At 63.7% G+C, this 21665-nt stretch carries 26 protein-coding genes; 10 read left to right on the forward strand and 16 right to left on the reverse strand.

Annotated features, from left to right (window positions below):
* Nucleotides 1-4 precede the first annotated feature (4 nt).
* A complete protein-coding gene (locus ISS99_RS12555; RefSeq protein ID WP_204631961.1) occupies nt 5-883 on the forward strand; it encodes a LysR substrate-binding domain-containing protein in 879 nt (292 codons plus the stop codon).
* A gap of 4 nt (nt 884-887) precedes the next feature.
* On the opposite strand, the gene ptsP is transcribed toward ISS99_RS12555, so the two are convergent.
* The 12 genes from ptsP to ISS99_RS12615 form a co-directional block, all read right to left on the reverse strand.
* Nucleotides 888-2642, reverse strand: coding sequence for a phosphoenolpyruvate--protein phosphotransferase (ptsP, locus tag ISS99_RS12560; RefSeq protein ID WP_204631962.1), 1755 nt, complete (start codon nt 2640-2642; stop codon nt 888-890).
* Between the two features lie 197 nt (nt 2643-2839).
* On the reverse strand, nt 2840-3109 hold the full coding sequence (locus ISS99_RS12565) for an HPr family phosphocarrier protein (RefSeq protein WP_204631963.1): 270 nt from the start codon (nt 3107-3109) through the stop codon (nt 2840-2842).
* Nucleotides 3102-3494 (reverse strand): PTS sugar transporter subunit IIA, encoded by a 393-nt coding sequence (locus ISS99_RS12570; protein WP_192553691.1) that lies wholly within the window; start codon nt 3492-3494, stop codon nt 3102-3104. Before ISS99_RS12570 ends, ISS99_RS12565 begins: the two co-directional genes overlap by 8 nt.
* 43 nt (nt 3495-3537) lie before the next feature.
* A complete protein-coding gene (rapZ, locus tag ISS99_RS12575; protein WP_204631964.1) occupies nt 3538-4434 on the reverse strand; it encodes an RNase adapter RapZ in 897 nt (298 codons plus the stop codon).
* Between the two features lie 4 nt (nt 4435-4438).
* Nucleotides 4439-5389 carry an HPr(Ser) kinase/phosphatase gene (hprK, locus tag ISS99_RS12580; protein ID WP_204631965.1) on the reverse strand — a complete coding sequence of 317 codons (951 nt, stop codon included), beginning with the start codon at nt 5387-5389 and terminating at the stop codon, nt 4439-4441.
* 172 nt (nt 5390-5561) lie between these two features.
* Nucleotides 5562-5888 (reverse strand): ribosome hibernation-promoting factor, HPF/YfiA family, encoded by a 327-nt coding sequence (hpf, locus tag ISS99_RS12585; protein ID WP_204631966.1) that lies wholly within the window; start codon nt 5886-5888, stop codon nt 5562-5564.
* A 164-nt stretch (nt 5889-6052) separates the two neighbouring features.
* Nucleotides 6053-7522, reverse strand: coding sequence for an RNA polymerase factor sigma-54 (locus ISS99_RS12590; protein ID WP_204631967.1), 1470 nt, complete (start codon nt 7520-7522; stop codon nt 6053-6055).
* A gap of 142 nt (nt 7523-7664) precedes the next feature.
* Nucleotides 7665-8381 (reverse strand): LPS export ABC transporter ATP-binding protein, encoded by a 717-nt coding sequence (gene lptB / locus ISS99_RS12595; RefSeq protein WP_204631968.1) that lies wholly within the window; start codon nt 8379-8381, stop codon nt 7665-7667.
* 7 nt (nt 8382-8388) lie between these two features.
* The gene (lptA, locus tag ISS99_RS12600) at nt 8389-9024 is read right to left on the reverse strand and encodes a lipopolysaccharide transport periplasmic protein LptA (RefSeq protein WP_239537918.1); all 636 of its coding nucleotides are present in this window, start codon (nt 9022-9024) and stop codon (nt 8389-8391) included.
* On the reverse strand, nt 8975-9658 hold the full coding sequence (gene lptC, locus ISS99_RS12605) for an LPS export ABC transporter periplasmic protein LptC (protein WP_204631970.1): 684 nt from the start codon (nt 9656-9658) through the stop codon (nt 8975-8977). Before lptC ends, lptA begins: the two co-directional genes overlap by 50 nt.
* On the reverse strand, nt 9655-10197 hold the full coding sequence (locus ISS99_RS12610) for a KdsC family phosphatase (RefSeq protein WP_204631971.1): 543 nt from the start codon (nt 10195-10197) through the stop codon (nt 9655-9657). The genes lptC and ISS99_RS12610 overlap by 4 nt, the downstream gene beginning before the upstream one ends.
* A gap of 16 nt (nt 10198-10213) precedes the next feature.
* Nucleotides 10214-11227, reverse strand: coding sequence for a KpsF/GutQ family sugar-phosphate isomerase (locus ISS99_RS12615; protein ID WP_204631972.1), 1014 nt, complete (start codon nt 11225-11227; stop codon nt 10214-10216).
* A 157-nt stretch (nt 11228-11384) separates the two neighbouring features.
* Between ISS99_RS12615 and ISS99_RS12620 the strand changes: the two genes are divergently transcribed.
* Nucleotides 11385-11624 (forward strand): BolA family protein, encoded by a 240-nt coding sequence (locus ISS99_RS12620; protein ID WP_204631973.1) that lies wholly within the window; start codon nt 11385-11387, stop codon nt 11622-11624.
* Between the two features lie 45 nt (nt 11625-11669).
* Nucleotides 11670-12929, forward strand: a complete 1260-nt coding sequence (murA, locus tag ISS99_RS12625; RefSeq protein WP_204631974.1) for a UDP-N-acetylglucosamine 1-carboxyvinyltransferase — start codon at nt 11670-11672, stop codon at nt 12927-12929.
* 51 nt (nt 12930-12980) lie between these two features.
* Here the strand turns inward: murA and ISS99_RS12630 are convergent, their stop codons facing one another.
* Genes ISS99_RS12630 through purM form a run of 3 tightly spaced genes read right to left on the reverse strand, consistent with a single transcriptional unit; the run spans nt 12981 to nt 15429 of the window.
* A complete protein-coding gene (locus ISS99_RS12630; protein WP_204631975.1) occupies nt 12981-13688 on the reverse strand; it encodes a DUF3108 domain-containing protein in 708 nt (235 codons plus the stop codon).
* Nucleotides 13689-13734: 46 nt separating this feature from the next.
* Nucleotides 13735-14397 carry a phosphoribosylglycinamide formyltransferase gene (purN, locus tag ISS99_RS12635; RefSeq protein ID WP_204631976.1) on the reverse strand — a complete coding sequence of 221 codons (663 nt, stop codon included), beginning with the start codon at nt 14395-14397 and terminating at the stop codon, nt 13735-13737.
* 3 nt (nt 14398-14400) lie between these two features.
* Nucleotides 14401-15429 carry a phosphoribosylformylglycinamidine cyclo-ligase gene (gene purM, locus ISS99_RS12640; protein WP_204631977.1) on the reverse strand — a complete coding sequence of 343 codons (1029 nt, stop codon included), beginning with the start codon at nt 15427-15429 and terminating at the stop codon, nt 14401-14403.
* 99 nt (nt 15430-15528) lie between these two features.
* Between purM and ISS99_RS12645 the strand changes: the two genes are divergently transcribed.
* The 6 genes from ISS99_RS12645 to ISS99_RS12670 all read left to right on the forward strand — a co-directional run bounded on the left by ISS99_RS12645 (nt 15529) and on the right by ISS99_RS12670 (nt 19853).
* Nucleotides 15529-16521, forward strand: coding sequence for a DUF2066 domain-containing protein (locus tag ISS99_RS12645; RefSeq protein ID WP_204631978.1), 993 nt, complete (start codon nt 15529-15531; stop codon nt 16519-16521).
* Nucleotides 16522-16537: 16 nt separating this feature from the next.
* Nucleotides 16538-17116: a CDP-alcohol phosphatidyltransferase family protein gene (locus ISS99_RS12650; RefSeq protein WP_239538010.1), complete on the forward strand. Its 579-nt coding sequence runs from the start codon at nt 16538-16540 to the stop codon at nt 17114-17116.
* Between the two features lie 113 nt (nt 17117-17229).
* Nucleotides 17230-18351: an AI-2E family transporter gene (locus ISS99_RS12655; protein WP_204632660.1), complete on the forward strand. Its 1122-nt coding sequence runs from the start codon at nt 17230-17232 to the stop codon at nt 18349-18351.
* Complete coding sequence (gene hda / locus ISS99_RS12660; protein ID WP_204631980.1) at nt 18348-19055, forward strand: DnaA regulatory inactivator Hda; 708 nt, start codon at nt 18348-18350, stop codon at nt 19053-19055. The genes ISS99_RS12655 and hda overlap by 4 nt, the downstream gene beginning before the upstream one ends.
* 85 nt (nt 19056-19140) lie before the next feature.
* Nucleotides 19141-19527, forward strand: coding sequence for a VOC family protein (locus ISS99_RS12665; protein ID WP_204631981.1), 387 nt, complete (start codon nt 19141-19143; stop codon nt 19525-19527).
* Between the two features lie 11 nt (nt 19528-19538).
* The gene (locus tag ISS99_RS12670; RefSeq protein WP_204631982.1) at nt 19539-19853 is read left to right on the forward strand and encodes an antibiotic biosynthesis monooxygenase family protein; all 315 of its coding nucleotides are present in this window, start codon (nt 19539-19541) and stop codon (nt 19851-19853) included.
* A 98-nt stretch (nt 19854-19951) separates the two neighbouring features.
* Here the strand turns inward: ISS99_RS12670 and ISS99_RS12675 are convergent, their stop codons facing one another.
* Nucleotides 19952-20755: an inositol monophosphatase family protein gene (locus tag ISS99_RS12675; RefSeq protein ID WP_204631983.1), complete on the reverse strand. Its 804-nt coding sequence runs from the start codon at nt 20753-20755 to the stop codon at nt 19952-19954.
* Between the two features lie 133 nt (nt 20756-20888).
* On the opposite strand from ISS99_RS12675, the gene ISS99_RS12680 reads away from it, so the two are divergent.
* Entirely contained in the window at nt 20889-21656 is a 768-nt protein-coding gene (locus tag ISS99_RS12680; RefSeq protein ID WP_204631984.1) for an RNA methyltransferase, read from the forward strand.
* The last annotated feature ends 9 nt before the right edge of the window (nt 21657-21665 follow it).

The following is a 21665-nucleotide window of genomic DNA, read 5'->3' on the forward strand; positions in this document are numbered from 1 at the left end:
GCTGATGCTCAACGTCAGCTTGCGCCAACTGGAAGTTTTCGTGCAGATCGCCATGCACGGCAGTGTACGGGCCGCCGCCGACCGCCTGCACCTGACCCAGCCCGCGGCGAGCATGGCACTGGCCGAAATGGAGCGTCAGCTGGACGCTCCGGTATTCGACCGCGAACGCGGGCGCCTGCACCTCAATGCACGCGGGCGCGAATTATTGCCCCTCGCGCAGGAACTGCTGGAGCGGCACGCCGAGTTCGGACGGCGCGCTTCCGGGGAAGCCCTTACGCTGGCAGGCGACCTGCGCATCGGGGCCAGCAATACCGTCGGCAATTATCGCGTCGGCGAATTGTTGGGGGACTTCGTGCGAATGTACCCCCAGGTTGCCATCCGCCTGCGCGTGGCCAATACCGGCGACATTGCCGCCGCCGTGCTCGACCACAGCCTGGACGTCGGGTGCGTGGAAGGGCCGGTAACCCACCCGTTGATCGAAGTGCGGCCCTGGCGCGATGACGGCTTGCTGGTGTGCGCCGCCCCGGATCATCCCCTGACCAAGAAACGCGACCTCAAGCCTGAGCATTTTGCCGGCGCGCGATGGGTATTGCGTGAGCCAGGCTCGGCCACGCGGGCGACCAGCGAGCGCGCGCTGATGCAACTGCCGGCGGGCGAAACGGTGATGGAGCTTGATCAGATCGAGGCGATCAAGCAGGCGGTGGCGGCCGGCCTCGGCATTGCCTGCCTGCCGGAGGTAGCGGTCACCGATGCCTTGGCGACGGGGCGTCTGGTCGCCTTGAAAACACCGTTCCTCGATCTGCAGCGCAAGCTTTCCATTCTGCTGCATCGGGAAAAATATCGCGGCGCAGCGCTGGAAGCCTTCCTGCAATCGGTATCCTGACGCCTTACAGGTCAATGTCAGCGTGCTGGCAGCCGGTGATCGAGGTGAGCAGGGCCTCGGCTTCTTCGTGGGTCCTGGCGCGAATCAGTTTTGGCGCTTGCGAGCGCAGCAGGGCGTGATCCAGCGTGGCGAGGCGATCGCGTACGTGCAGGATCTTGCTGGGATGCATGCTGAATTCGTTCAAGCCCAGGGCCAGGAGCAGCGCGGTGAAGCTCACATCCCCGCCGATTTCGCCGCACAGGCTTACCGGCTTGCCGGCGCGGCGTCCTGCTGAAATGACGTGCGACAGCAAGCGCAGCAGGGCTGGCTGCAACGGGTTATAGATGTTTTCCAGCGCATCGTTGCCGCGGTCGGCCGCCAGCACGTATTGCGCCAGATCGTTGGTGCCGATGGCGAGGAAGTCCGAGTATTCGAGCAGCGCACGCACGTTGATGGCGGCGGCGGGAACTTCGATCATCGCGCCAAGAGCCAGTTTCTCCGGCAGGTCGATGTTCTCGCGCTTCAATTCCTGCCGCGCCAGCTTGAACAGCGTGCGCACGGCGATCAATTCGTCGGGCTGGGTGACCATGGGCACCAGCACGCGCACCGGGCCGTAGCAGGCGGCACGCAGGATGGCGCGAATCTGGGTGGTGAATACGGCCGGATGGCGCAGCGAAAGGCGTACGCCGCGCACGCCCAGGGCGGGGTTTTCTTCGCCACGGATCACCAATCCTGCAGCGTCGGCCTTGTCGGCGCCCAGGTCCAGTGTGCGGATGGTGACGGGCGCGCCGCCCATGCCGAGCACGACGTCGCGATAGGCGATGAACTGCTCGTCCTCGGAGGGCAGGCCCTTGTGGCGCAGGAACAGAAACTCCGTGCGGTACAGGCCGATGCCGTCGGCACCGCGAGAACGAGCCAGGGCGACATCGGAAGCGGATTCGGCGTTGGCAAGCAAGCGCACGTCGATGCCGTCGCGCGTACGCGTAGGCGCGTTGGCGAGACTGGCCAGCCGCCGGCCTTCCGCGGCGGCTTCGCGTTGCCACGAGCGATAGTGGGCAAGGTCCTGCGCGGTGGGGTGCACCACTGCCTCGCCGCGTTCCGTATCCAGCAGGATCAGGTCGTCGTCGTGAATGGTCGACAGTGCGTCGCGCGTGCCCACCAGCATCGGCAGGCTCAGGCTGCGGGCAAGAATGGCGCTGTGCGAATACGGGCTGCCTGAGCTGGTGATGACGCCCAGCAGACCGTTGCCGGCCAGGTGGGCCATGTCGGCCGGCGCCAGCGTGTCGGCCACCAGAATCTCGCCGACGCGCGCAGCCAGCTTGCGCTCCTCGGCACTGGTTTGCCGTTGCAGGGCAGAAATGACGCGGCCGATGACCTGGTCGACGTCTTCCATGCGGCTGCGCAAATACGGATCGTCCATCGCGGCAAATACGCCCGCCAGGCGGTCGCGCTGTTTCTTCAGGGCGGCGCCGGCGCGATAGCGGCCGATGGTGATCATTTCGTCGAGGCCGCGCAGCAGTTCCGCATCGTCCAGCAGCAACGCGTGGGCATCGATGAACTCGTTGACCTCGCGCGCCAGCGCACCGTGCAGCTTGCCGCGCAACTCGCGCAACTCCTGGCGCGCAGTGTCCAGCGCCGCGTGCAGGTGTTCGAGTTCCGAGGCGACTTCTTCTTCGGTAAGCGGGCGCGTATCCACCAGGTAGCGGCTGGGTTGAACCAGCCTTGCGCGACCGAGGGTCATGCCGCGCGATGCCATGGTGCCGGAGAGGATTTGCCTCATGGGCAGCCCCCTTTGAGGCTGCCGGGAACGGGGAACGGGAAACGGGGAACGTGCAGGGTGCGCGAGATGGCAGCTTGTTGCTCAGCCATGGCACAGCGATGGGAAAAGCAAGAACGAGGCGTGTGTTCAGCGCGCAAGGTTGCATCTCGCAGTGAGCGCGATGTTCCCCGTTCCCCGTTCCCTGTTCCCTGCCTCATTCACGCCCCTTCGTCGAATTTGCGATTGAACAGTTCCACCACCGCGTCCAGTGCCACGGATTCGTCCGGACCGTCGGCGCGTACCGTCAGCGAGGTGCCAATGCCTGCCGCCAGCATCATGACGCCCATGATGCTTTGTGCATTCACCTCGCGGCCTTTGCTGATCAGCCAGACGGTGGATTTGAAACCTTGCACCAGTTGCACCAGCTTGGCCGATGCACGGGCATGCAAGCCCAGTTTGTTGGAGACGACGATTTCTTTTTCAAGCATGGTCTATGAAAATTCCTCCGCGACCGCCGCTGGCCGCGATTTCCGCAAGTTCATCCAGCGGCTTGTCGGCGTAGTTCAGTACGCGCAACAACATGGGCAAGTTCAAACCGGAAACGCAGCGTAGCCTGACACCGACCGCACTCAAGGACAGCCCGATGTTGCATGGAGTGGCGCCGTAAAGATCCGCCAACACCAGCACACCGTCGCCGTGATCCAGTTCGCGCGCATGCTTGGCCGTAAGCGTGCGCATGACGTCCGGATCGGCTCGGGCGGGCACTTCCACGGTGGCGACCCGCAGCGGCAGTTTCGGCAGCACGTGACGGGCTGCTTTCACCAGCGCCTGGCCGACCGATTCGTGGGTCATCAGGAGTACGCCGACGCTCATGACACGGCGGCTTCGCTTGAGTTATGCAGAGACAGCATGGATATCACTCGAGTTCACGATGGAATGTCAGCACGCCTTCGCGGCCGGTGCGGTAATGTGCGGCAAGCTTCTCGACCAGGTACACCGAGCGGTGCCGGCCGCCGGTGCAGCCGATGGAGATGGTGACGTAGCTGCGATCGTCGGCTTCGAAACGCGGCAGCCAGTTGTCCAGCCAGCGCGTGGTGTCGGAAAAATACTCGCCGACCATGGCCTGCGCGTCGAGAAAATCGCGTACCGGGCCGTCCTTGCCCGAAAGCGGGCGCAGGGTAGGGTTCCAGTGCGGATTGGGCAGGCAACGCGCGTCGAAAACGAAATCCGAATCCAGCGGCAAGCCGCGCCGGAATGCAAAGGACTGGAACATCAGCGTCAGGCCGGCGGTGGTCTGCGCGTAGCCGGTGGCGATCAGTCGGCGCAGCTGATGAACGTTCAACTCGCTGGAGTCGATCACGCGTTCGGCGATCGCCATCAACGGACGCAACAGGCGGCGCTCTTCGGCGATGGCGTCGGCGAGGGACAGCCCGCGCGTGGCAAGCGGGTGGCGCCGGCGCGTTTCGGAATAGCGCTTGATCAGTACGGCGTCGTTGCAGTCGATGAAGATCAGGTGGACGTGCACCGCCGATGCCAGGGATGAGAGCACCTTGGGCATGTGCCGGAAATCTTCGTCGCGATTGCGTACGTCCACGCCGACCGCGATGCGCCGGCGATGGATGTCGCCGTGCGTGGCCGCGTTCACGAGTTGCGGAAGCAGGGCGCTGGGCAGGTTGTCGACGCAGTAGAACTCCAGGTCTTCCAGTGCCCGCAGCGCGACGGTCTTGCCGCCTCCGGACATCCCGGTGAGTACCACCAGGTGGATCGCGTTCGGATCGTCGGCCGAAGAAAAGATGCTCTCTTGCAGGCTCATGGCATTACCAGGGGGGCAGGCGACGCATTTGGTGGGCTTGGCGATCCATGAAGCTCATGGCCGGATCGATGCCTTTGCTCTTGAGCATGTGGCTGCGCACGGCCGCTTCGACCAGCACGGCCAGGTTGCGGCCGGGAGCGACGGGGAGGGTGATCATCGGTACTTGTACGTCGAAGATTTCGCGATGGCCCACGTCGCCGGTGAGGCGCGTCATCGCATCGGTATATTCGCCATCGCGCATGGGCTTGAGATGGATCACCAGGCGCAGGTACTTGGACGTTTTCACCGACGTGTGACCGAACATCTCGCGCACGTTGAGCACGCCCAGTCCGCGGACTTCCAGCAAATCTTGCAGCAGTTCCGGGCAGGCGCCGTCGATCACGTCAGGTGCGATCAGGGTAAATTCGGGAGCATCGTCGGCCACCAGCCGGTGGCCGCGGCTGATCAGCTCCAGCGCCAGTTCGCTTTTGCCCGAACCGGCTTCGCCGGTGATCAGCACGCCGATCGAAAACACCTCCAGCAGCACGCCGTGCAAGGTGAGCCGGGGCGCCATGGTGCGCGCGAGGTGGTATTGCATCCAGGTCAGCAACTCGTGGCCGCGCTTGGAGCTGAGCCAGAGTGGGGTATTGGTTTCTTCCGCCACTTCGCGCAGGTCGGCAGGAATCGGCTGATCCTTGGTGACGATGAATGCCACCGGCTGGGTGGCGGCGGCTTTGTGTACCACTTCCCAGCGCTGGCGCGAGTCGAGACCGTCGAGATAGCTCAGCTCTTCGGTGCCGATGATCTGGATCTTGTTGGGGTAGATGACGTTGAGGTAGCCCACCAGCGATGGCCGCCGGGCGGGCGTGGAGCCGTACTCCAGCACCCGGCTTTCGCCGCGCATGCCCGCAATCCACCGGAGCGCCATGCGCTCGTGGATGTCATCGTAGAGTTGTCTTGCGGTAAGCCGATCCAAGAACGTTCCTTTGTGCCGCGGGACCGTCTGGTCCGGAGTGGCGGCGGGAACATTGTGCCAGTTTGGCGGCGGCGGGTTGTAATCGGGAGCTTAGGGCGGCGGATCGGGGGTTGGCGGATGGTTCTTCCGGCTGCCCGCCTCCCGTCTTAGCGGAGGCGGGCGCGGGTTTGGGTCAGATGGCGGCCTGGCGCGCTTCGTAGACTTCGCGCTGGTGCTTGTCACACAGCTTTTCACGGTGACGGCGCAGCTGGGTGAGGAGTGTGTCGAACAGCTTGTCGATGGAGACGTACATGTCGTTCTCGGCTGCCTCGGCATGCAGGGTCTTGCCTGCAACGTTGAGCGTGCCTTCGGCGCGTTGCTGCAGCTTGTCCACCGAAATCACGATACTCAAACTGACTATGCGGTCATCGAGGCGGGTCAATCGATCGAGTTTGGCTTCCGCGTGACTGCGCAGGGCCTGGGTGACTTCGATCTTCTGACCACTGAGTTGGAATTGCATGGTGCGCCTCCTTACTAGAGCTGGCCGCCCGTGGGCGGCGTGGGTCGGTGCGCGGATCGCCGTGAAACGGTCGTTGCACCGTGAAGCAAAGCCTTTGGTATTGAATGTGGGAACGTTTCCTCGAGTGGCAAGTTCCCCGTCGTGAATGACGGAGACAACCGGATTCAGCTGTTTCGCTGTCGCTCGCTGGAGCTGGGGATGCGAAGAATTTCCCGGTACTTCGCCACGGTGCGTCGGGCCACTTGAATGCCCTTGCCGTGAAGTTCTTCGGCGAGCGCCTGATCCGACAATGGCTTGCGCGGATCTTCGCCGTCGACGAGTTTGCGCAGCATGGCCTGAATAGCGGTGGCCGAAGCACTGCCGCCATCTTCCGTGGACACGCCGCTGGAGAAGAAATACTTGAGTTCGTAAGTGCCGCGCGGCGTGTGGATGTACTTGCGGGTTGTCACGCGTGAAATGGTCGACTCATGCATACCCACCTCTTCTGCCACTTCGCGCAGCACCAACGGCTGCATCGCCTCCGGACCGTAGTCCAGGAAGGCGCTTTGCCGGCGCACGATCGCGTCCGCCACCTTTAACAGTGTTTCGGCACGGGACTCCAAACTCTTGATGAGCCACCGCGCTTCTTGCAGTTGACCGCGCATCCAGCTTGCATCATCGCTGCGTGCCTGGGCTATCAGACTGCAATAGTGGTGGTTAAGACTTAGTTTGGGTTGGCTTTCGGGATTGAGAAGAACCCGCCAGCGGGTGCCGTCCTTGCGCGCATAGACGTCCGGGGCGACATATTCCACCGGGGTGGTGTCCATGGCCGCGCCCGGCCGCGGGTCGAGGCTGCGGATCAGGATCGCGGCGGCGGTGGTTTCTTCCTCGGTCGCATGCATCCGGCGCGCGAGCTTGCCCATGTCGTTGCGGGCAAGCAGCTCCAGTTCGTTCTCGACGATGCGCAGGGCAAGATCGCGATGCGGCGTATCGGGGTCGAATTGCTCGAGCTGGGCGCGCAGGCAATCCTGCAGGTCGATGCTCGCCACGCCGGCCGGATCGAAGTGCTGCAACTGGCGGCGCACGCCTTCCACTTCCTCGAGCGTAGCCTTCAGATGCGGGGGGAGCGCGGCGAGCACGGCGTCCAGGCCCTCGCCCAGATAGCCGTCCGTATTCAAGGCATCGATCAGCACCGTGGCAATCGCCTTGGCGCGCGGATCCATCGGCGTGAGGTTGAGCTGCCACAGCAGGTGTTCCTGCAGCGATTCCGGTGCGGCGTTTTGCGGTTCCAGGCTTTCGTCGTCGCGATTGTTCTGGCCGCTGCCGTTGCTGGACGAAAAATCGATCGGCTCGTCCGTGCTGATGTCCGGCTCCGTCCACTCCGGTGCTTCGTCGTTGTTGTCGCTGCTGGAGGCGGCTTCGCTGCCCGCCGACACCGAAGTGTCGAAGTCGCTTTCGAATTCGCTGTCGGCTTCGTTTTCTTCCTGTTCGCCGTCGGCATCTTCGGCGAATTCAAGCAGCGGATTGCTTTCGGCAAGCTGGCGCAATTCGGCAGCCAGCTCCAGTTGCGACAATTGCAGAAGCCGGATGGCCTGCTGCAGTTGCGGCGTAAGAGCCAGCTGTTGATTTAGGCGGAACTGGAGCCCTGGTTTCATGCCAGCCAGAAGGGGGAACTTGGCTTCATCCTAACCCTTCGGCGGAACGCCGGCCATACTTGTCACGGCCGGATCAGCCGGCCGTGTACGTGGATGTGAAACCGCTCAAACTAGGGCTTGTGGAGCGGCCTGAGTTGCGCTATTACAGGCGGAATTCGCGGCCGAGATAGACCTCGCGAACCTTCTCGTCGGCCAGGATGTGGGCCGGCGTGCCGCGCGACAGCACCTCGCCCTCGTTCATGATGTAGGCGCGGTCGCAAATGCCCAGCGTCTCGCGTACGTTGTGATCGGTGATTAGTACCCCGATGCCGCGTTCTTTCAGGTGCCGCACGATACGCTGGATTTCGCCGACCGAAATCGGGTCCACGCCGGCAAACGGTTCGTCCAGCAGCATATAGCGAGGCTCCGCGGCCAGGGCGCGGGCGATTTCGACGCGGCGGCGTTCGCCACCGGAAAGGCTGATGCCTTTCTGTCCGGCAATGTGCGAGATCTTGAGTTCGTCCAACAGGCTTTCCAACTGCACATCACGCTTGCGCTGGTCCGGCTCGCGCAGTTCCAGCACGGCCATGATGTTGTCCGATACGCTGAGGCGACGAAATACCGAGGCTTCCTGCGGCAGGTACCCGATGCCGAGTTTGGCGCGGGCATGCATGGGCAGGCCGGTGATGTCCTGCTTGTCCAGCTTGATGCTGCCGCCGTCGGCTTCGATCAGGCCGACGATCATGTAGAAGCAGGTGGTCTTGCCGGCACCGTTGGGGCCCAGCAGGCCGACGACCTCGCCTTGACGGATGGAGAACGCGAAATCGCGCACCACTTGGCGTGCGCGGAAACTTTTTTGCAGGCCTTCTGCGGAAAGCATGTAGCGGTTATTCCTTGGTGGACGCGCTGCCGGCGGATGCCGGCGAGGAGGCGCTCGAAGCCGAAGCCGGCGGCTTGGACGCGCTGGCTGCCGGTGCGGCGGCCGGCTTGGCCGGGGCGGGCGGGGTGGCGGGCTTGCCGTTCTTCGGCGGCGGCAGCGGTTTCTGCTTGGGCAGGAAGGTCATCGTGACCGGGCCGTTGTTGCCGCTTTCGCCGACCATGTAGTAAGTCTGCGTGTTGTAGGTGAGCTTGGCGCCGTGCGCGTCGCCCTTGTTCTGCTGATGGACGAAGGCGTTGCCGGTGAGAATGGCGATGCCGTTGACGTTGTCGTAGTTCAGCTGGTCGGCGTCGCCCGTCATCAGGTTGTTGTTGTCGTCGAGCTGCTCGATGTGCGGGCGCTTCGCAGGCGTGCCGGTCACGATGATGTGATCGACGGAGGTGTCTTCCTTGGCGGTGTAGATCTTGGCGATGTCGCCGGTCAGCTTCATGGTGCCTTGGGTGATCAGCACGTGGCCTTTGAAGGTACTGACGGAGTTAGGCTGGTTGTAGCCGTCCATGCTGTCGGCGTGTACGACGTTGATCGGCTGATTGCGGTCATCCTGCTTTGCCAGCGCCGGCTGCAGCAGCAACAGACTGGCAGTCAACAGGCTTAGCCACAGCATTGTTCTGGCTTGAATAGAGCAGGCCGTGCACGTCATTGAGCAACTCCAGATGGTTATCGTTTAGATTGGCCCGCATGCCGATGCCGTTCATTACGCTGGCTCCCTGCGTCATGGTGGCCGGGTCCGCTGTCTGGATGCGGTTCTCTTTCGGCCAGCCGGTCACATTGGAGGTGCATAATGTTGCCATGGGACTCAACGCTCCCGTGAGGCTTTGCTTGTAGGCAGGGCGCTGCATGTACACCAGTCCGCCATACAAGCGCATCAGGGTGCCGCTCTTGTTGACCCAGCCGGCCGGCGCATTGCCGTGCCAGTCCGGGACGCCCGGTTTCTTCGCGGCGATGTCGAAGACGGGGTCGTTGATATACATCGATTCGTCGCCGCCGCGGCGATCCATGCGTGGCGCGGTCATGGTGAAGCTGAGCTGGCCGTCGACGTCGTAGCTCCACACCTTGGAGGTGTAGAGCACGTAGTCGGAAATGGGCGGACCGACGAAATCGTTGACTTCGGGCGCTCCCACGACCCAACTGCGCAGCAGCCAGCTGGCGGGAGCGGCGATGGCCAGCGCCACGATGGCGACGGTGATGCGGTTGTCGCTCAGGTATTGGCGAAAATTCACCGCCAGTGCTCCCGCTCCGCCACGGCCTTGCCTTGCGCGTGCAAAAGCAGGTCGCACGCTTCGCGCACCGCGCCCATGCCGCCGCCGAGGCTCGTTTGCCAATGCGCGCGCTGGGCCACCCAGGGGTGCGCATTGGCGACCGCGATGGCCAGGCCGCAGCTGTCCATGGCCGGCAGGTCCGGCAGATCGTCGCCCACGAACGCGGCCTGTTCGGGCGCAAGATTCAGCGCTTCCAGAATCTGCCGCAGGCATTCGCGCTTGTCGCTCTGGCCCTGGTACACGTGGGTGATGTCCAGTTCCTCGGTGCGCAGCGCGACCGGATGGCTGATCCGGGCGCTGATGATGGCCACCTGGATACCGTTCGCCTGCAGGCGTTTCAGGCCCAGTCCGTCGTGGACGTGGAAAACCTTGGTTTCATGGCCGCTTTCGCTATACCAGAGGCGGCCGTCGGTAAGCGTGCCGTCGACGTCGAAAGCCGCCAGGCGGATCTTGGCGGCACGGGCAAGCAGATCGTCGGGAAGGTTGGCTAGGTAACCCATGTCGTTCCGTGTGTGGTTAGACCACGCGTGCGCGCAGCAGGTCGTGGATGTTCAGTGCGCCGACCACGCGCTGCGCGTCGTCGACGACCAGCAGTGCGTGAATCTGGTATTTCTCCATCAGCTGCGCCGCCTCGATGGCGAGTTTGTCGGCGCCGATGACCTTCGGGCCGCGCGTCATGAGGTCGCTGACGCGGGCGTTGCGCAGGTCCACGCCGTCGTCATCCAGGGCGCGACGCAAGTCGCCGTCGGTGAACACGCCCAGCAGGTGCTGGTCGTGGTCGACCACGGCGGTCATACCCAGGTGTTTGCGGGTCATTTCCATCAAGGCTTCGGTCAGGCTGGCATCGGGGGAGATCGTGGGTATGCCCGAACCGGTGTGCATCACGTCGCTGATGTGCAGCAGCAGTCGGCGCCCCAGGCTCCCGGCTGGATGAGAACGCGCGAAGTCCTCGGAGGTAAACCCGCGAGCCTCCAAAAGGGCGATGGCCAGCGCGTCGCCCATCACCAGGGCGGCGGTGGTGCTGGCGGTGGGCGCCAGGCCCAGCGGGCAGGCTTCCGCCGATATGCACGCATCCAGGTGCACGTCGGACTGGCCGGCGAGGGAGGATTCGGGGTTGCCAGTGATCGAGATCAGCGGGATGCCCTGGCGCTTGATGACCGGCAGGATGAACAGGATCTCGTCGGTTTCGCCCGAGTTGGACAGGGCCAGCACCACGTCCTGGGGCAGGATCATGCCCAGGTCGCCATGGCTGGCCTCGCCGGGATGGACGAAGAATGCCGGCGTGCCGGTGGAGGCCAGGGTCGCGGCAATCTTGCGCCCGATGTGGCCGGATTTGCCCATGCCGGTGACCACCAGGCGCCCCTTGCAGGCCAGGATCAGCCGGCAGGCGTCCACGAAGTTCTGGTCGATGCGAGGCTCCAGGGCACGGATAGCGGCTGCCTCGGTGGCAATGACCGTCCGCGCACTCTGCATGATGGCGTCTGCGTCCACCCGGCGGGTGGATTGGGGCTTGGCGATCGGGGCGTTCATGCGTCCTCGGGAGGGGCTGGCGGGCCTGTGTCGTTTCTGCGACAGCAGATTTCCATTAACATGGCATATTCGCATTCTATCTTGATGCCTGACGCCACAGACCTGCCCTTTGTGATTGAGCGGTCGGCGTTCAGGATCCCAGTAATTTGAGAGAGTAATGGACGCAGCCAGCATCCAGGCAATGATTGAGGCCGGCCTGCCCGGCGCACAGGTGAACGTGCAAGGGGACGATGGCGTGCACTTCGAGGCCGAAGTGATCGCCTCACAGTTCGCCGGCAAGCTGCCGCTGGCGCGCCATCGGCTGGTCTACGCCACACTGGGAGACCTGATGGGGGGCGCCATCCACGCGCTCGCGCTCAAGACCCTGACCCCGGAAGAAGTCGCTGCGCGCGGTTGACGCACGCTGCAGCCGCTCCCGGGTTTCGTTCTACAAGGATTCCAGATGGCCAAGATTCTGATCAGCGGCGGCGAGCCGCTACGCGGTGAAGTTGGTATTTCCGGCGCGAAAAACGCCGTTTTGCCGATTCTCGCTTCCTGTCTGCTGGCCGAAGAGCCGGTTACGATCAGCAACGTTCCTCACCTGCACGACGTCACCACCACCATGGAGTTGCTCGGCCAGATGGGCGTGCAGCTGGTGTTGGACGACCGCATGAAGATCGAGGTCGATCCGCGTTCGACCGATCGCTATTTCGCACCTTACGAGCTGGTGAAAACCATGCGCGCCTCGATCCTGGTGCTGGGGCCGCTGGTGGCGCGCTTCGGTCAGGCGGAGGTTTCGCTGCCCGGCGGCTGCCAGATCGGTTCGCGGCCGGTGGATCAGCACATTCGCGGCCTGCAGGCCCTGGGTGCGGATATCACGGTCGAAAACGGCTACATCCGCGCACGCGCCAAGCGTTTGAAGGGCGCGCGCATCATCATGGACATGGTGACCGTGACCGGTACCGAGAACGTGATGATGGCGGCCGCGCTGGCGTCGGGCACCAGCATCATCGAGAACGCCGCGCAGGAGCCGGAAGTGGTCGACCTGGCCAACTGCCTCAACGCGATGGGTGCACAGATCGAAGGTGCCGGTACTTCCACCATGGTGATCCATGGCGTGGAGCGCCTGCACGGTGCGTCCTACGAAGTGCTGCCCGATCGCATCGAAACCGGCACTTTCCTGGTCGGTGCGGCGATGACCGGCGGCAAGGTCCGTGCGCGCAACGCACGCGCCAATACACTGGATGCGGTGCTGGCCAAATTGGAAGAGGCCGGTGCACACATTTCCACCGGTCCGGACTGGATCGAGCTGGATATGCAGGGACGTCGCCCGAAAGCGGTGAACATCACCACGGCGCCGTATCCGGCATTCCCCACCGACATGCAGGCGCAGTTCACCGCGCTCAATTGCGTGGCCGAAGGAGTGGGCATCATTACCGAAACGGTTTTCGAAAACCGCTTCATGCATGCGCACGAACTGCAGCGCCTCGGCGCGGACATTCGCCTTGAAGGCAATACCGCCATCATCCAAGGTGTGGACAAGATGAGCGGCGCGCCGATCATGGCCACCGATCTGCGTGCGTCGGCCTGCCTGGTGCTGGCCGGCCTGGTCGCCGAGGGCGATACCACCGTCGACCGCGTGTATCACATCGATCGCGGCTACGAGAACATCGAGGAAAAGCTGGGCACCCTCGGCGCGAGAATCCGTCGTCTGCCGACCTGATCCGGCGTTCGCCGATCGCAAAAGAAAAGGGCCGCTTCAGCGGCCCTTTTCTCATGGCGAACGGTAGCGAACCAGTTCCAGGGTCAGGTTGCCCCCGTCGCTCTGCGCGATCTTCACCGGCAATGCGAATTGCTTGGGTACATACCAGCCGTCGAAGTGCTTGTCCGAGTTGGTGCGTGCAACGCGTTCGGCGGTGAAACTTCCTGCGGGCACTTTGACGGCTTCCGTGCCTTGCACCTTGAACTGTTGCTGCTCTACCTGCTGCTTCACGCCCACCGGCAAGGTGATGCCGTTGCGTCCTTCGCGCAGTGCCAGGCCGATGGCCAGCGACAGGATGTTGCGGTCGATCATGCCCGGCTGAGCCGCATACGTCCCCGTCCCCTTGCCGTCGTTCACGCTGACCTGCTTGGTATTCCAATTGACCTGCATGAGCCGCTGCTTGGTTTTCAGCGCGACGGTCTTGGAGTTGTAGGTTTCCGTTTCCGGTGCGCCGTTGTTCCAGCGAAAGCGCGTGACGTCGCTGGAACTGGCGCCCAGGGCGGCAGCCAGGCCGGAAGTGCCCTGGATCTGGTTGCTGTATTCGTATTCGCCGTTGCCCAATGACTTGAGCGTGATGGTGGCTTCGCCCATCGGTTGATCGCCGCTCGATACCTGATACGTGGCCGTGAACGGCGCAGGTGGCGCGGCGAACGCGGTGGAGGTAAAGGCGGCAAGCACGAGGCCGGCAAGAATGAGGCGGGTGGGTTTGAATGTGCGCATGGGATCGGCAGTTTACGCGTCGATCCTGAATGACTCGTTGCAGGGGCTATCGAACGAGCGTTCCGTCTTCCATCCGCAATGGCTTGCGAATCGGTTCGCGGTCGAACACGACACCCTCTTCACTCAGTGCGAGGCGGTCGGCGGCGATCAGCGCAACGACCGCCGGCAGCAACTGGTGCTCAAGCGGGAGCAGGCGAGCGGAGAGGCTGTTTTCGTCTTCATTCGCTTCGATCCGCAATACGGTTTGGGCGATCACCGGGCCCCCGTCCAATTCGGCGGTGACAAAGTGCACGCTGGCGCCATGTTCCGCGTCGCCGGCCTTGATCGCTCTGCGGTGCGTGTGCAGGCCGCGATACTTCGGCAGCAGGGAAGGGTGGATGTTGATCATCCGTCCCGCCCATGGCTTCAGCGCGTCGCCGTCGATGATGCGCATGAAGCCCGCCAGTACCAGCAAGTCCGGTTTGTGTTCGGCGATGCGTTCGAACAGGGCCAGATCGTAGTCGCGGCGGTCCGGGTAGTCGCGCGGATCGAGCACCAAGGTGGGAATGCCGGCCAGTTGCGCCAGTTGCAGCGCCCCGGCGTCCGCCTTGTCGCTGGCGACCAGCACGAACTCCGCCGGCAACTCGCCGCGCTCGCGCGCAGCCAGCAGGGCGGCGGCATTGCTGCCGCGCCCGGAGGCGAGTATCGCGATGCGAAGCGGGGTGGGCATCAATCAGCCGATGTGAACGCGCTCGTCGCCTTGCGCTTTTACGACTTCGCCGATCACCGAGCTGGCCAACCCATGCTTGGCCAGCAGGGCCTGCGCGGCAGCGACCGCGTCGCGCGGCAGCAGGACGGTGAAGCCGACGCCGCAGTTGAAGGTGCGCCACATTTCCTCGCGCGCCACGTTACCTTCACGCATCAGCCATTCGAACACGGGCGGCAGCACGATGGCGTCCGCATCGAGTTTCAGGCCAAGGCCGTCGGGCACGACGCGAATGATGTTTTCCTTCAGTCCGCCGCCGGTGATGTGAGCCATGCCATGCACGGGCGCGTTCTTCAGCAGATCGAGCATCGGCTTGACGTAGATGGTGGTGGGCGCCATGAGCGCGTCCGCCAGTTTGACACCGCCCAGATCCAGCTCCAGCGGACTGCCGGCACGCTCGACAATCTTGCGGATCAGCGAGTAGCCGTTGGAATGCGGGCCGGACGAAGCAACGCCCAGGATCACGTCGCCTGCGGCGATGTTCTCGCCGCTCAGCAACTGGCTCTTTTCCACCGCGCCGACGGTGAAGCCGGCCAGGTCGTATTCCCCCGGCGGATACATGTCCGGCATTTCGGCGGTTTCGCCGCCGATCAGCGCGCAACCGGCCAGTTCGCAGCCCTTGGCGATGCCGCCGACCACGGCCACCGTGGTATCCACGTCCAGCTTGCCGGTGGCGAAGTAGTCGAGGAAGAACAGCGGCTCGGCACCTTGCACGAGCACGTCGTTCACGCACATGCCCACCAGGTCGATGCCGATCGTGTCGTGGCGGCCCAGCTGTTGCGCCAGCTTGAGCTTGGTGCCCACGCCGTCGGTTCCGGAGACCAGCACGGGTTCCTGGTAGCGCGTGCCCAGGTTGAACAGGCCGCCGAAGCCGCCCAGGCCGCCCATCACTTCAGGGCGGAACGTGCGCTTGACCAGCGGCTTGATGCGTTCGACCACGGCATTGCCGGCATCGATATCCACGCCGGCGGCGCGGTAGGTGAGGGCATCGGACATGGTGGCGGGCTCGGCCTTGGGAAAACGCATAATGATAGACGTTAAGGGTCGGATTGGGCAGACTTTCCACCGTATCCCCCTTCCGAACCCGGCCCTCCCATGCGCCTTTCCCGCTTGTTGATCGTCACTTTGCTGCTCGGTTTCGTCGTCGGTCTGCCGAGAACGGGCCTGAGTCAGGAAACCTCCCCCTATTCGGTGGTGGTTCCGGTCACCGACGTCAGCGACGCGCAACGCAGCCAAGCATTCAGCACCGCGCTGGGGCAGGTATTGGCGCGGGTATCGGGCGGCCAGGACCTGACCAGCAAGGCCGGCTATGCCGACGCCCTGCAGAATGCCGGTGGCATCGTCAAGCATTTCCAGTATCAGCGAGGCGAGGGCAATCCCCCCAGCCTTACCCTGGACGTCTCTTTCGACCAGGGGGCGGTGCAGCGGCTGATCACCCAATTGGGAGCCACCACCGCAGGCGTCAAGCCGCCGCTGTTGCTGGTGCTCAAGGGGGCCGATGGCAATCTTCTCGGCAAGGACGCTCTCGGTGTGCTGACCGATACCGCAAGCAAGCGCGGCTATCAGGTCAGCTATGCCGATCCGACCCAACTGCCGGACCTGGGCAAGCTGGAATCGGCCGATCCGGCGGCGATGTCGGCGATCGCCCGCCTTTACCACACCGGCCTGGTATTGGTAGGCGAGCTGCATGGCAACGGTGCCGACTGGACGTTGATCAGCGGCGGCCAGGCCCAGCATTGGAGCGCCCAGGGCAGTGACCAGAACAGTTTGTTCGCCGACGGCGGCAACGCCGCCGCGGATCGCCTCGGCCAGGCGCTGAACGTGATCGGTTCCGGCCCGGTGGAAGGCAAGCTGTGGGTGAGCGGACTGCATTCGGCCATGGATTACGCCAACCTGATGGCGACGCTGCGCTCCGATCCTTCGGTACAGAAAGTCGAAACGCTGGGCGGCCAGGAAGACGGCGTGTTGCTGACGGTGAAATCCGCCATGCCGCTCGATGGCCTGGCGGCCAATCTCACGGCGGGCGGGCGCCTCATGCAAGGCAGCGCGCACGACGGCGCCGACGTCAGCCTGCGCTGGCTCCACTGAGTCCGACGTGGCGGCGATGCCCTCCGCGCCGCAATCTCCATGGCGGCATCTGCCCAACGCCATCTCGTCGTTGCGCGTGGTGCTCGTGCTGCCGATCGGCTGGCTGCTCGCGCACCGGGCATGGTCATCGGCGCTGATGCTGGTTGCGGTTGCCGGCGTCTCCGATGGCGTTGACGGATTTCTAGCGCGCCATTTCGGCTGGCAGAGCCGAATCGGCGGCATGCTCGATGCCATCGCCGACAAATTGTTGTTGGTGAGCTGTTTCGTGATCCTGGCCGTGCAGGGCGAAGTACCGTTGTGGCTGGCGTGGGTGGTGTGCGGGCGCGATGGGGTCATCGCCGTGGGAGCCTTGCTGTGGCGGGTGCTGGTGGGGCGCATCGACCCGCAGCCCAGCCTCCTGTCCAAAGCATGCACCTTGATGCAGATCGTCTATTTGCTGGTCGTGCTGCTGGCCTTGATCCGTTGGCCGGTGCCAGCCTCGGAGCTGCCTGGCTGGCTGGTGGCGGTACTCTGCGTGGCCAGCGGCACGGACTACGTCATCCGCTGGTCACGGCGCGCATGGCGCGCACTGCATCCGGCGCGAGTGCCACCGTGAGAAGCGCAAGGCTTTGAACCGCCGGCTACATCAGCCACACTTGTCGCCCACGCCCGTCACTGATCGATGAGCCTTTCGTGTCCATAAGCCAAGAGACATCCCGCCGTTGGCAAATGCTGGCGATCATCGTTGTCATAGGCCTGCTGGTATGGCTGCTGGCGCCGGTGCTGATGCCTTTCGCGATCGCGGCGATGCTGGCCTATCTTGGGGATCCGCTGGCCAACCGGCTGGAACGGCTCGGTGTGGGGCGCACTCTGGCGGTCAGCATCGTGTTCGTATTGCTCATGCTGCTCATCGCAGCCGCCTTGTTGCTGCTGATACCGCTGATCGCGCGCCAGATCGAAAACCTGGTGGAAAACTTTCCGCACTACATCGAGTGGGGCAAGGGCACCGCGTTGCCGTGGCTGCAGGCGAAGCTGCATCTGGACCCGAATGCTTTCGACACCGATCGCCTGATGGCCGAGTTGAAGGAGCACCTGGGCTCGATCGGCAGTGTGCTGGGCAAAATCTCTCGTTCCGGCGTCGGCGTGGTGATGTGGCTGACCAACCTGGTGCTGATCCCGGTGGTGTGGTTTTACCTGTTGCGCGACTGGGATCGTCTGGTGGCCTGGGTCGATCGGATGCTGCCGCGTTCGGTCGAGCCCACCGTCGCGCATCTTGCGCGCGAATCCGACGCGGTACTGGGCGCCTTCGTGCGCGGCCAGTTGTTGGTGATGCTGGCACTGGCTATCTATTACGGCGTGGCGCTGACCCTGGTTGGCATTTCCGTCGGTCCGTTGATCGGCATGGTGGCCGGCCTGCTCAGCTTCGTGCCATACCTGGGTTTCATCACCGGTTTCGGCGCAGCGATCATCGCTTCGCTGGTCACGCATGGCGACTGGACTCATTTGCTGTTGGTGATCGGCGTATTCGTCATCGGCCAGCTGCTGGAGGGCTACGTGTTGGTGCCGCGACTGGTTGGCGAAAAGATCGGCCTGCATCCGGTGGCGGTGATCTTCGCGGTGCTGGCAGGGGGTTATCTGTTCGGCTTCCTCGGTGTGCTGTTGGCGTTGCCGGCGGCCTCGGTGATCCTGGTGGTGCTGCGTTATCTCGCCGAGCGCTACAGGATGAGTGATCTGTACACCGAGCAAGGTTCGCTCGATGCCGTACTCGCCGAAGCCGTAGCCGACGATCAGAGCGCCACCGAGCCAACTTCAACCCACGTTGCCAAGGGCGACGACACTCACGAATCATGACCGCGCAGTTGCCGTTGAGTTTGCGCTGGCCACGCCGCCAGCGTTTCGAACATTTCTTTGCCGGCGCCAATGCGGCCGCCGTCGATGCCGCACAATCGCTTGCCCGGCAAGCGGGAGCGCCATGGGTTTACCTGAGTGGGCCTGCCGGCAGCGGCAAAAGCCATTTGCTGCTTGCCGTTTGTCAGTCAGCCCACGAGGCCGGACGCACCGTGCAGTACCTGCCGTTGAAGACGTTGCGCGAACCTGCCGTGGCAATTCGCGGCGTGTCGGGAAGTGAATGCATCGCGCTGGACGATCTGGACACACTGGCCGGTGATCGCGAAGCAGAGCATGCTCTGTTCGATCTTTACAATCGTGCTCGCGCCGAAGGCACTGCGCTGATCTTTGCGGCAGAGGTGGTGCCCACTCAGTTGCCGCTGGCGTTGCCCGATCTGCGCTCGCGCCTGGGTGCATGTACCCAGTTTGCCTTGAAGCCGCTGGACGATGCCGAGCGCCGCGAGGTGCTGAAAAGCTGGGCCGCATCGCGCGGTATCGAGCTCGAAGACACGGTGCTCGACTGGTTGTTCGCACGCTATGCGCGCGATCTGGGCGCCTTGCTCGATCTGCTCGATCGCCTGGACCAGGCGTCACTGGCGGCGCAGCGCCGGGTTACCGTACCTTTTTTGCGCGGGTTTCTGCGCGAAGCGAATCACGCATCCGATTGAGCAGGCGCGGTCGGTGATGCCTTGGAAGGATGATTCGAGCTTCGGCGGTCATCGACTTCGTGGCTGAAATCTCAAGGAGAACAGAATGATCGACCACACCGGCATCATCGCGAGCGACTTTGCCGCGAGCAAGGCGTTCTACACGCGGGCGTTGGCTGCCATCGGCTATGCACTGCTGGCGGAGTTTCCTGCATCGGTCACCGGGCATACGGATGTGGCCGGCTTCGGCGAACCGCCCAAACCGGATTTCTGGGTCAGCCAGGGCACGCCGAACCAGCCGCCCATGCACGTTGCCTTTCGCACTGCCACGCGCGCCCAAGTGGATGCTTTTTATCGCGAAGCCATGGCCGCAGGCGGTCGCGACAACGGTCCGCCCGGCGTGAGGCCGCATTATCACGAGCATTACTACGGGGCTTTCGTGCTCGACCCGGACGGGCACAACATCGAAGCGGTATGCCATTCGCCGCAGTGAGGTAGCCACCCATGATTTGCCGTATCTGGCATGGCCGAACCACCCGCGAAAAAGCGGACGCCTACGCTGCGTTCCTGGAGCAGCGGGCGATTCCGGATTACCGCTCCGTGCGCGGCAATATCGACGTCGCCGTATTGCGTCGCGAAGACGGTGCCGTAACGCACTTCCTTACCGTGACGTACTGGATATCGGAGCAGGCGATCCGTGATTTTGCGGGCGAAGACCTGCTGAAGGCCAAGTATTACCCCGAGGATGCCGACTTCCTGCTGGAGTTCGAGCCGGAAGTCCGCCATTTTGAAGTTGTCGCAAGACAGGCGGTTACCTGACTTAAGCCGCGATACGGTTGTCGGAAAGCGGTTGCGTTCCAAAGCACGGCGCATAAAAAAAGGCGCCGGTGGCGCCTTTTTCTTACGTGCGAAGCCGATCAGGCTTTCAACAAGGACGGCGTTGCATGCGCGCCGATGATTTCGGTCATCGCCTTCACCACATGCAGGTTGCCGGCTATGACGTTGCCGCTTTCCGGGATGCCGTCGCGGCCGGCGAAATCGCTGTACAGGCCGCCTGCTTCACGCACCAGCAACAGGCCGGCAGCCATGTCCCAAGGCTTCAGGCCGGTTTCGAAGAAGCCGTCGTAACGGCCGGCAGCGGTGTAGGCCAGGTCCAGTGCGGCAGAGCCGGAGCGGCGGATGTCCTCGGCCTGGCTTAGCAGGGCGCGGGTCATGCCCAACTGCGCATCCAGATGGGCGCGCTGGCGATACGAGAAACCGGTGCCGATCATCGCTCCGGCCAGGCTTTCGCGCTTGCCGACGCGGATACGGCGGTCGTTGAGGTAGGCGCCATCGCCCTTGCTCGCGGTGAACAGCTCGTCGCGCAGCGGATCGAAGACCACGGCATAGACCGGTTCGCCCTTGTCGAGCAAGGCGATCGAGACGCTGAAATGGGGGATGCCGCGAAGGTAATTGTGCGTACCGTCCAGTGGATCGATCACCCATACCAGAGGCCCTTTGCCCGTGGCTCCGCTTTCCTCGGCGAGGATGGCGTGGGTGGGGTAGGCGCGGCGCAATTCCTTGACGATTTCCGCTTCGGCCAGGCGGTCGACTTCGGAAGCGAAGTCCAGGCGTTGCTTTTCCACGACGTTGAGCCCGTCGATGCGGTTCATGTAACGCAGGATCACGTTACCAGCGGAGCGCGCGGCGCGTACCGCAACGTTGACGGCGGGTCTGGTCATGGCTTTGGCTTGGCAAAAGAGCGGGTTAGCGGCCGGAGATTCTAGCAGAGTGCGGACTGGGGCGGGATCGGCCACACGCGGCCGGGCGGTCTCTACTATCCTTTTCACTGTTTAGCCGCCGAATCCTTGCCGAATGACCCTCTCCCCCGACCTTCTCAACCGCTTCCGCTTCGTGCTGGTGCGCACCTCTCATCCCGGCAATATCGGTAGTGCCGCCAGGGCCATGCGAACCATGGGGTTCGAGCGGATGGACCTGGTGGCGCCGCACCGCTTTCCCGATCGCGAAGCGTCGGCGCTGGCTGCCGGCGCCGACGAGGTGCTGGCGAGGGCGGGGGTGCATGAGCATCTGGTGGAGGGGCTGGCCGGCAGCAACCTGGCCTTCGGTCTGTCGGCACGCAGGCGTGGCGTCAATCTCCCTGAGCTGACACCGCGCGAAGCGGCCATGCAGGCGCTGGCGGCGGCCGAGCGGGGCGAGCAGGTCGCGCTGGTGTTCGGCAATGAACGCACCGGGTTGGAAAACGAGGAATTGGCACGTTGCCACGCGATGGTACGCATTCCCAGCGTGGACGATTTCAGTTCGCTCAACCTGTCCCAGGCCGTGCAGGTGATGGCCTATGAATTGCGCATCGCTTTGCTGGGTGAAAGCGTGCCTGCGCCACCACCCCTGCACGACGAGCCACCCGCGGACGCCGCGCAGATGGAGCGCTTCTTCGAGCACCTGGCGCAGATGCTGGACGATATCGATTTCCACAAGGGGCGTGCGCCCACCACCATCATGTTGCGTTTGCGCAAGCTGTTTCAGCGCGCACAGATGGACGAGCGCGAACTGCGCATGCTACATGGCATTTTTGCCGATGCGCAGCGCATGGCGCGCCTGGCCGGCGAGAAAGAAAAGAAGTAGCGAGGCTCG

It is taken from the genome of Dyella mobilis, assembly GCF_016904945.1.
Taxonomy (GTDB): domain Bacteria; phylum Pseudomonadota; class Gammaproteobacteria; order Xanthomonadales; family Rhodanobacteraceae; genus Dyella_B; species Dyella_B mobilis.

What these genes read in the sequence shown, in the direction of transcription:
- ISS99_RS12555 (WP_204631961.1), top strand. Translation starts at nt 5, where the DNA reads ATGCTCAACGTCAGCTTGCGCCAACTGGAAGTTTTCGTGCAGATCGCC.
- ptsP (WP_204631962.1), bottom strand. Translation starts at nt 2,642, where the DNA reads ATGAGGCAAATCCTCTCCGGCACCATGGCATCGCGCGGCATGACCCTC.
- ISS99_RS12565 (WP_204631963.1), bottom strand. Translation starts at nt 3,109, where the DNA reads ATGCTTGAAAAAGAAATCGTCGTCTCCAACAAACTGGGCTTGCATGCC.
- ISS99_RS12570 (WP_192553691.1), bottom strand. Translation starts at nt 3,494, where the DNA reads ATGAGCGTCGGCGTACTCCTGATGACCCACGAATCGGTCGGCCAGGCG.
- rapZ (WP_204631964.1), bottom strand. Translation starts at nt 4,434, where the DNA reads ATGAGCCTGCAAGAGAGCATCTTTTCTTCGGCCGACGATCCGAACGCG.
- hpf (WP_204631966.1), bottom strand. Translation starts at nt 5,888, where the DNA reads ATGCAATTCCAACTCAGTGGTCAGAAGATCGAAGTCACCCAGGCCCTG.
- ISS99_RS12590 (WP_204631967.1), bottom strand. Translation starts at nt 7,522, where the DNA reads ATGAAACCAGGGCTCCAGTTCCGCCTAAATCAACAGCTGGCTCTTACG.
- lptB (WP_204631968.1), bottom strand. Translation starts at nt 8,381, where the DNA reads ATGCTTTCCGCAGAAGGCCTGCAAAAAAGTTTCCGCGCACGCCAAGTG.
- ISS99_RS12610 (WP_204631971.1), bottom strand. Translation starts at nt 10,197, where the DNA reads ATGGGTTACCTAGCCAACCTTCCCGACGATCTGCTTGCCCGTGCCGCC.
- ISS99_RS12615 (WP_204631972.1), bottom strand. Translation starts at nt 11,227, where the DNA reads ATGAACGCCCCGATCGCCAAGCCCCAATCCACCCGCCGGGTGGACGCA.
- ISS99_RS12620 (WP_204631973.1), top strand. Translation starts at nt 11,385, where the DNA reads ATGGACGCAGCCAGCATCCAGGCAATGATTGAGGCCGGCCTGCCCGGC.
- murA (WP_204631974.1), top strand. Translation starts at nt 11,670, where the DNA reads ATGGCCAAGATTCTGATCAGCGGCGGCGAGCCGCTACGCGGTGAAGTT.
- ISS99_RS12630 (WP_204631975.1), bottom strand. Translation starts at nt 13,688, where the DNA reads ATGCGCACATTCAAACCCACCCGCCTCATTCTTGCCGGCCTCGTGCTT.
- purN (WP_204631976.1), bottom strand. Translation starts at nt 14,397, where the DNA reads ATGCCCACCCCGCTTCGCATCGCGATACTCGCCTCCGGGCGCGGCAGC.
- purM (WP_204631977.1), bottom strand. Translation starts at nt 15,429, where the DNA reads ATGTCCGATGCCCTCACCTACCGCGCCGCCGGCGTGGATATCGATGCC.
- ISS99_RS12645 (WP_204631978.1), top strand. Translation starts at nt 15,529, where the DNA reads ATGCGCCTTTCCCGCTTGTTGATCGTCACTTTGCTGCTCGGTTTCGTC.
- ISS99_RS12650 (WP_239538010.1), top strand. Translation starts at nt 16,538, where the DNA reads ATGCCCTCCGCGCCGCAATCTCCATGGCGGCATCTGCCCAACGCCATC.
- ISS99_RS12655 (WP_204632660.1), top strand. Translation starts at nt 17,230, where the DNA reads ATGCTGGCGATCATCGTTGTCATAGGCCTGCTGGTATGGCTGCTGGCG.
- hda (WP_204631980.1), top strand. Translation starts at nt 18,348, where the DNA reads ATGACCGCGCAGTTGCCGTTGAGTTTGCGCTGGCCACGCCGCCAGCGT.
- ISS99_RS12665 (WP_204631981.1), top strand. Translation starts at nt 19,141, where the DNA reads ATGATCGACCACACCGGCATCATCGCGAGCGACTTTGCCGCGAGCAAG.
- ISS99_RS12670 (WP_204631982.1), top strand. Translation starts at nt 19,539, where the DNA reads ATGATTTGCCGTATCTGGCATGGCCGAACCACCCGCGAAAAAGCGGAC.
- ISS99_RS12675 (WP_204631983.1), bottom strand. Translation starts at nt 20,755, where the DNA reads ATGACCAGACCCGCCGTCAACGTTGCGGTACGCGCCGCGCGCTCCGCT.
- ISS99_RS12680 (WP_204631984.1), top strand. Translation starts at nt 20,889, where the DNA reads ATGACCCTCTCCCCCGACCTTCTCAACCGCTTCCGCTTCGTGCTGGTG.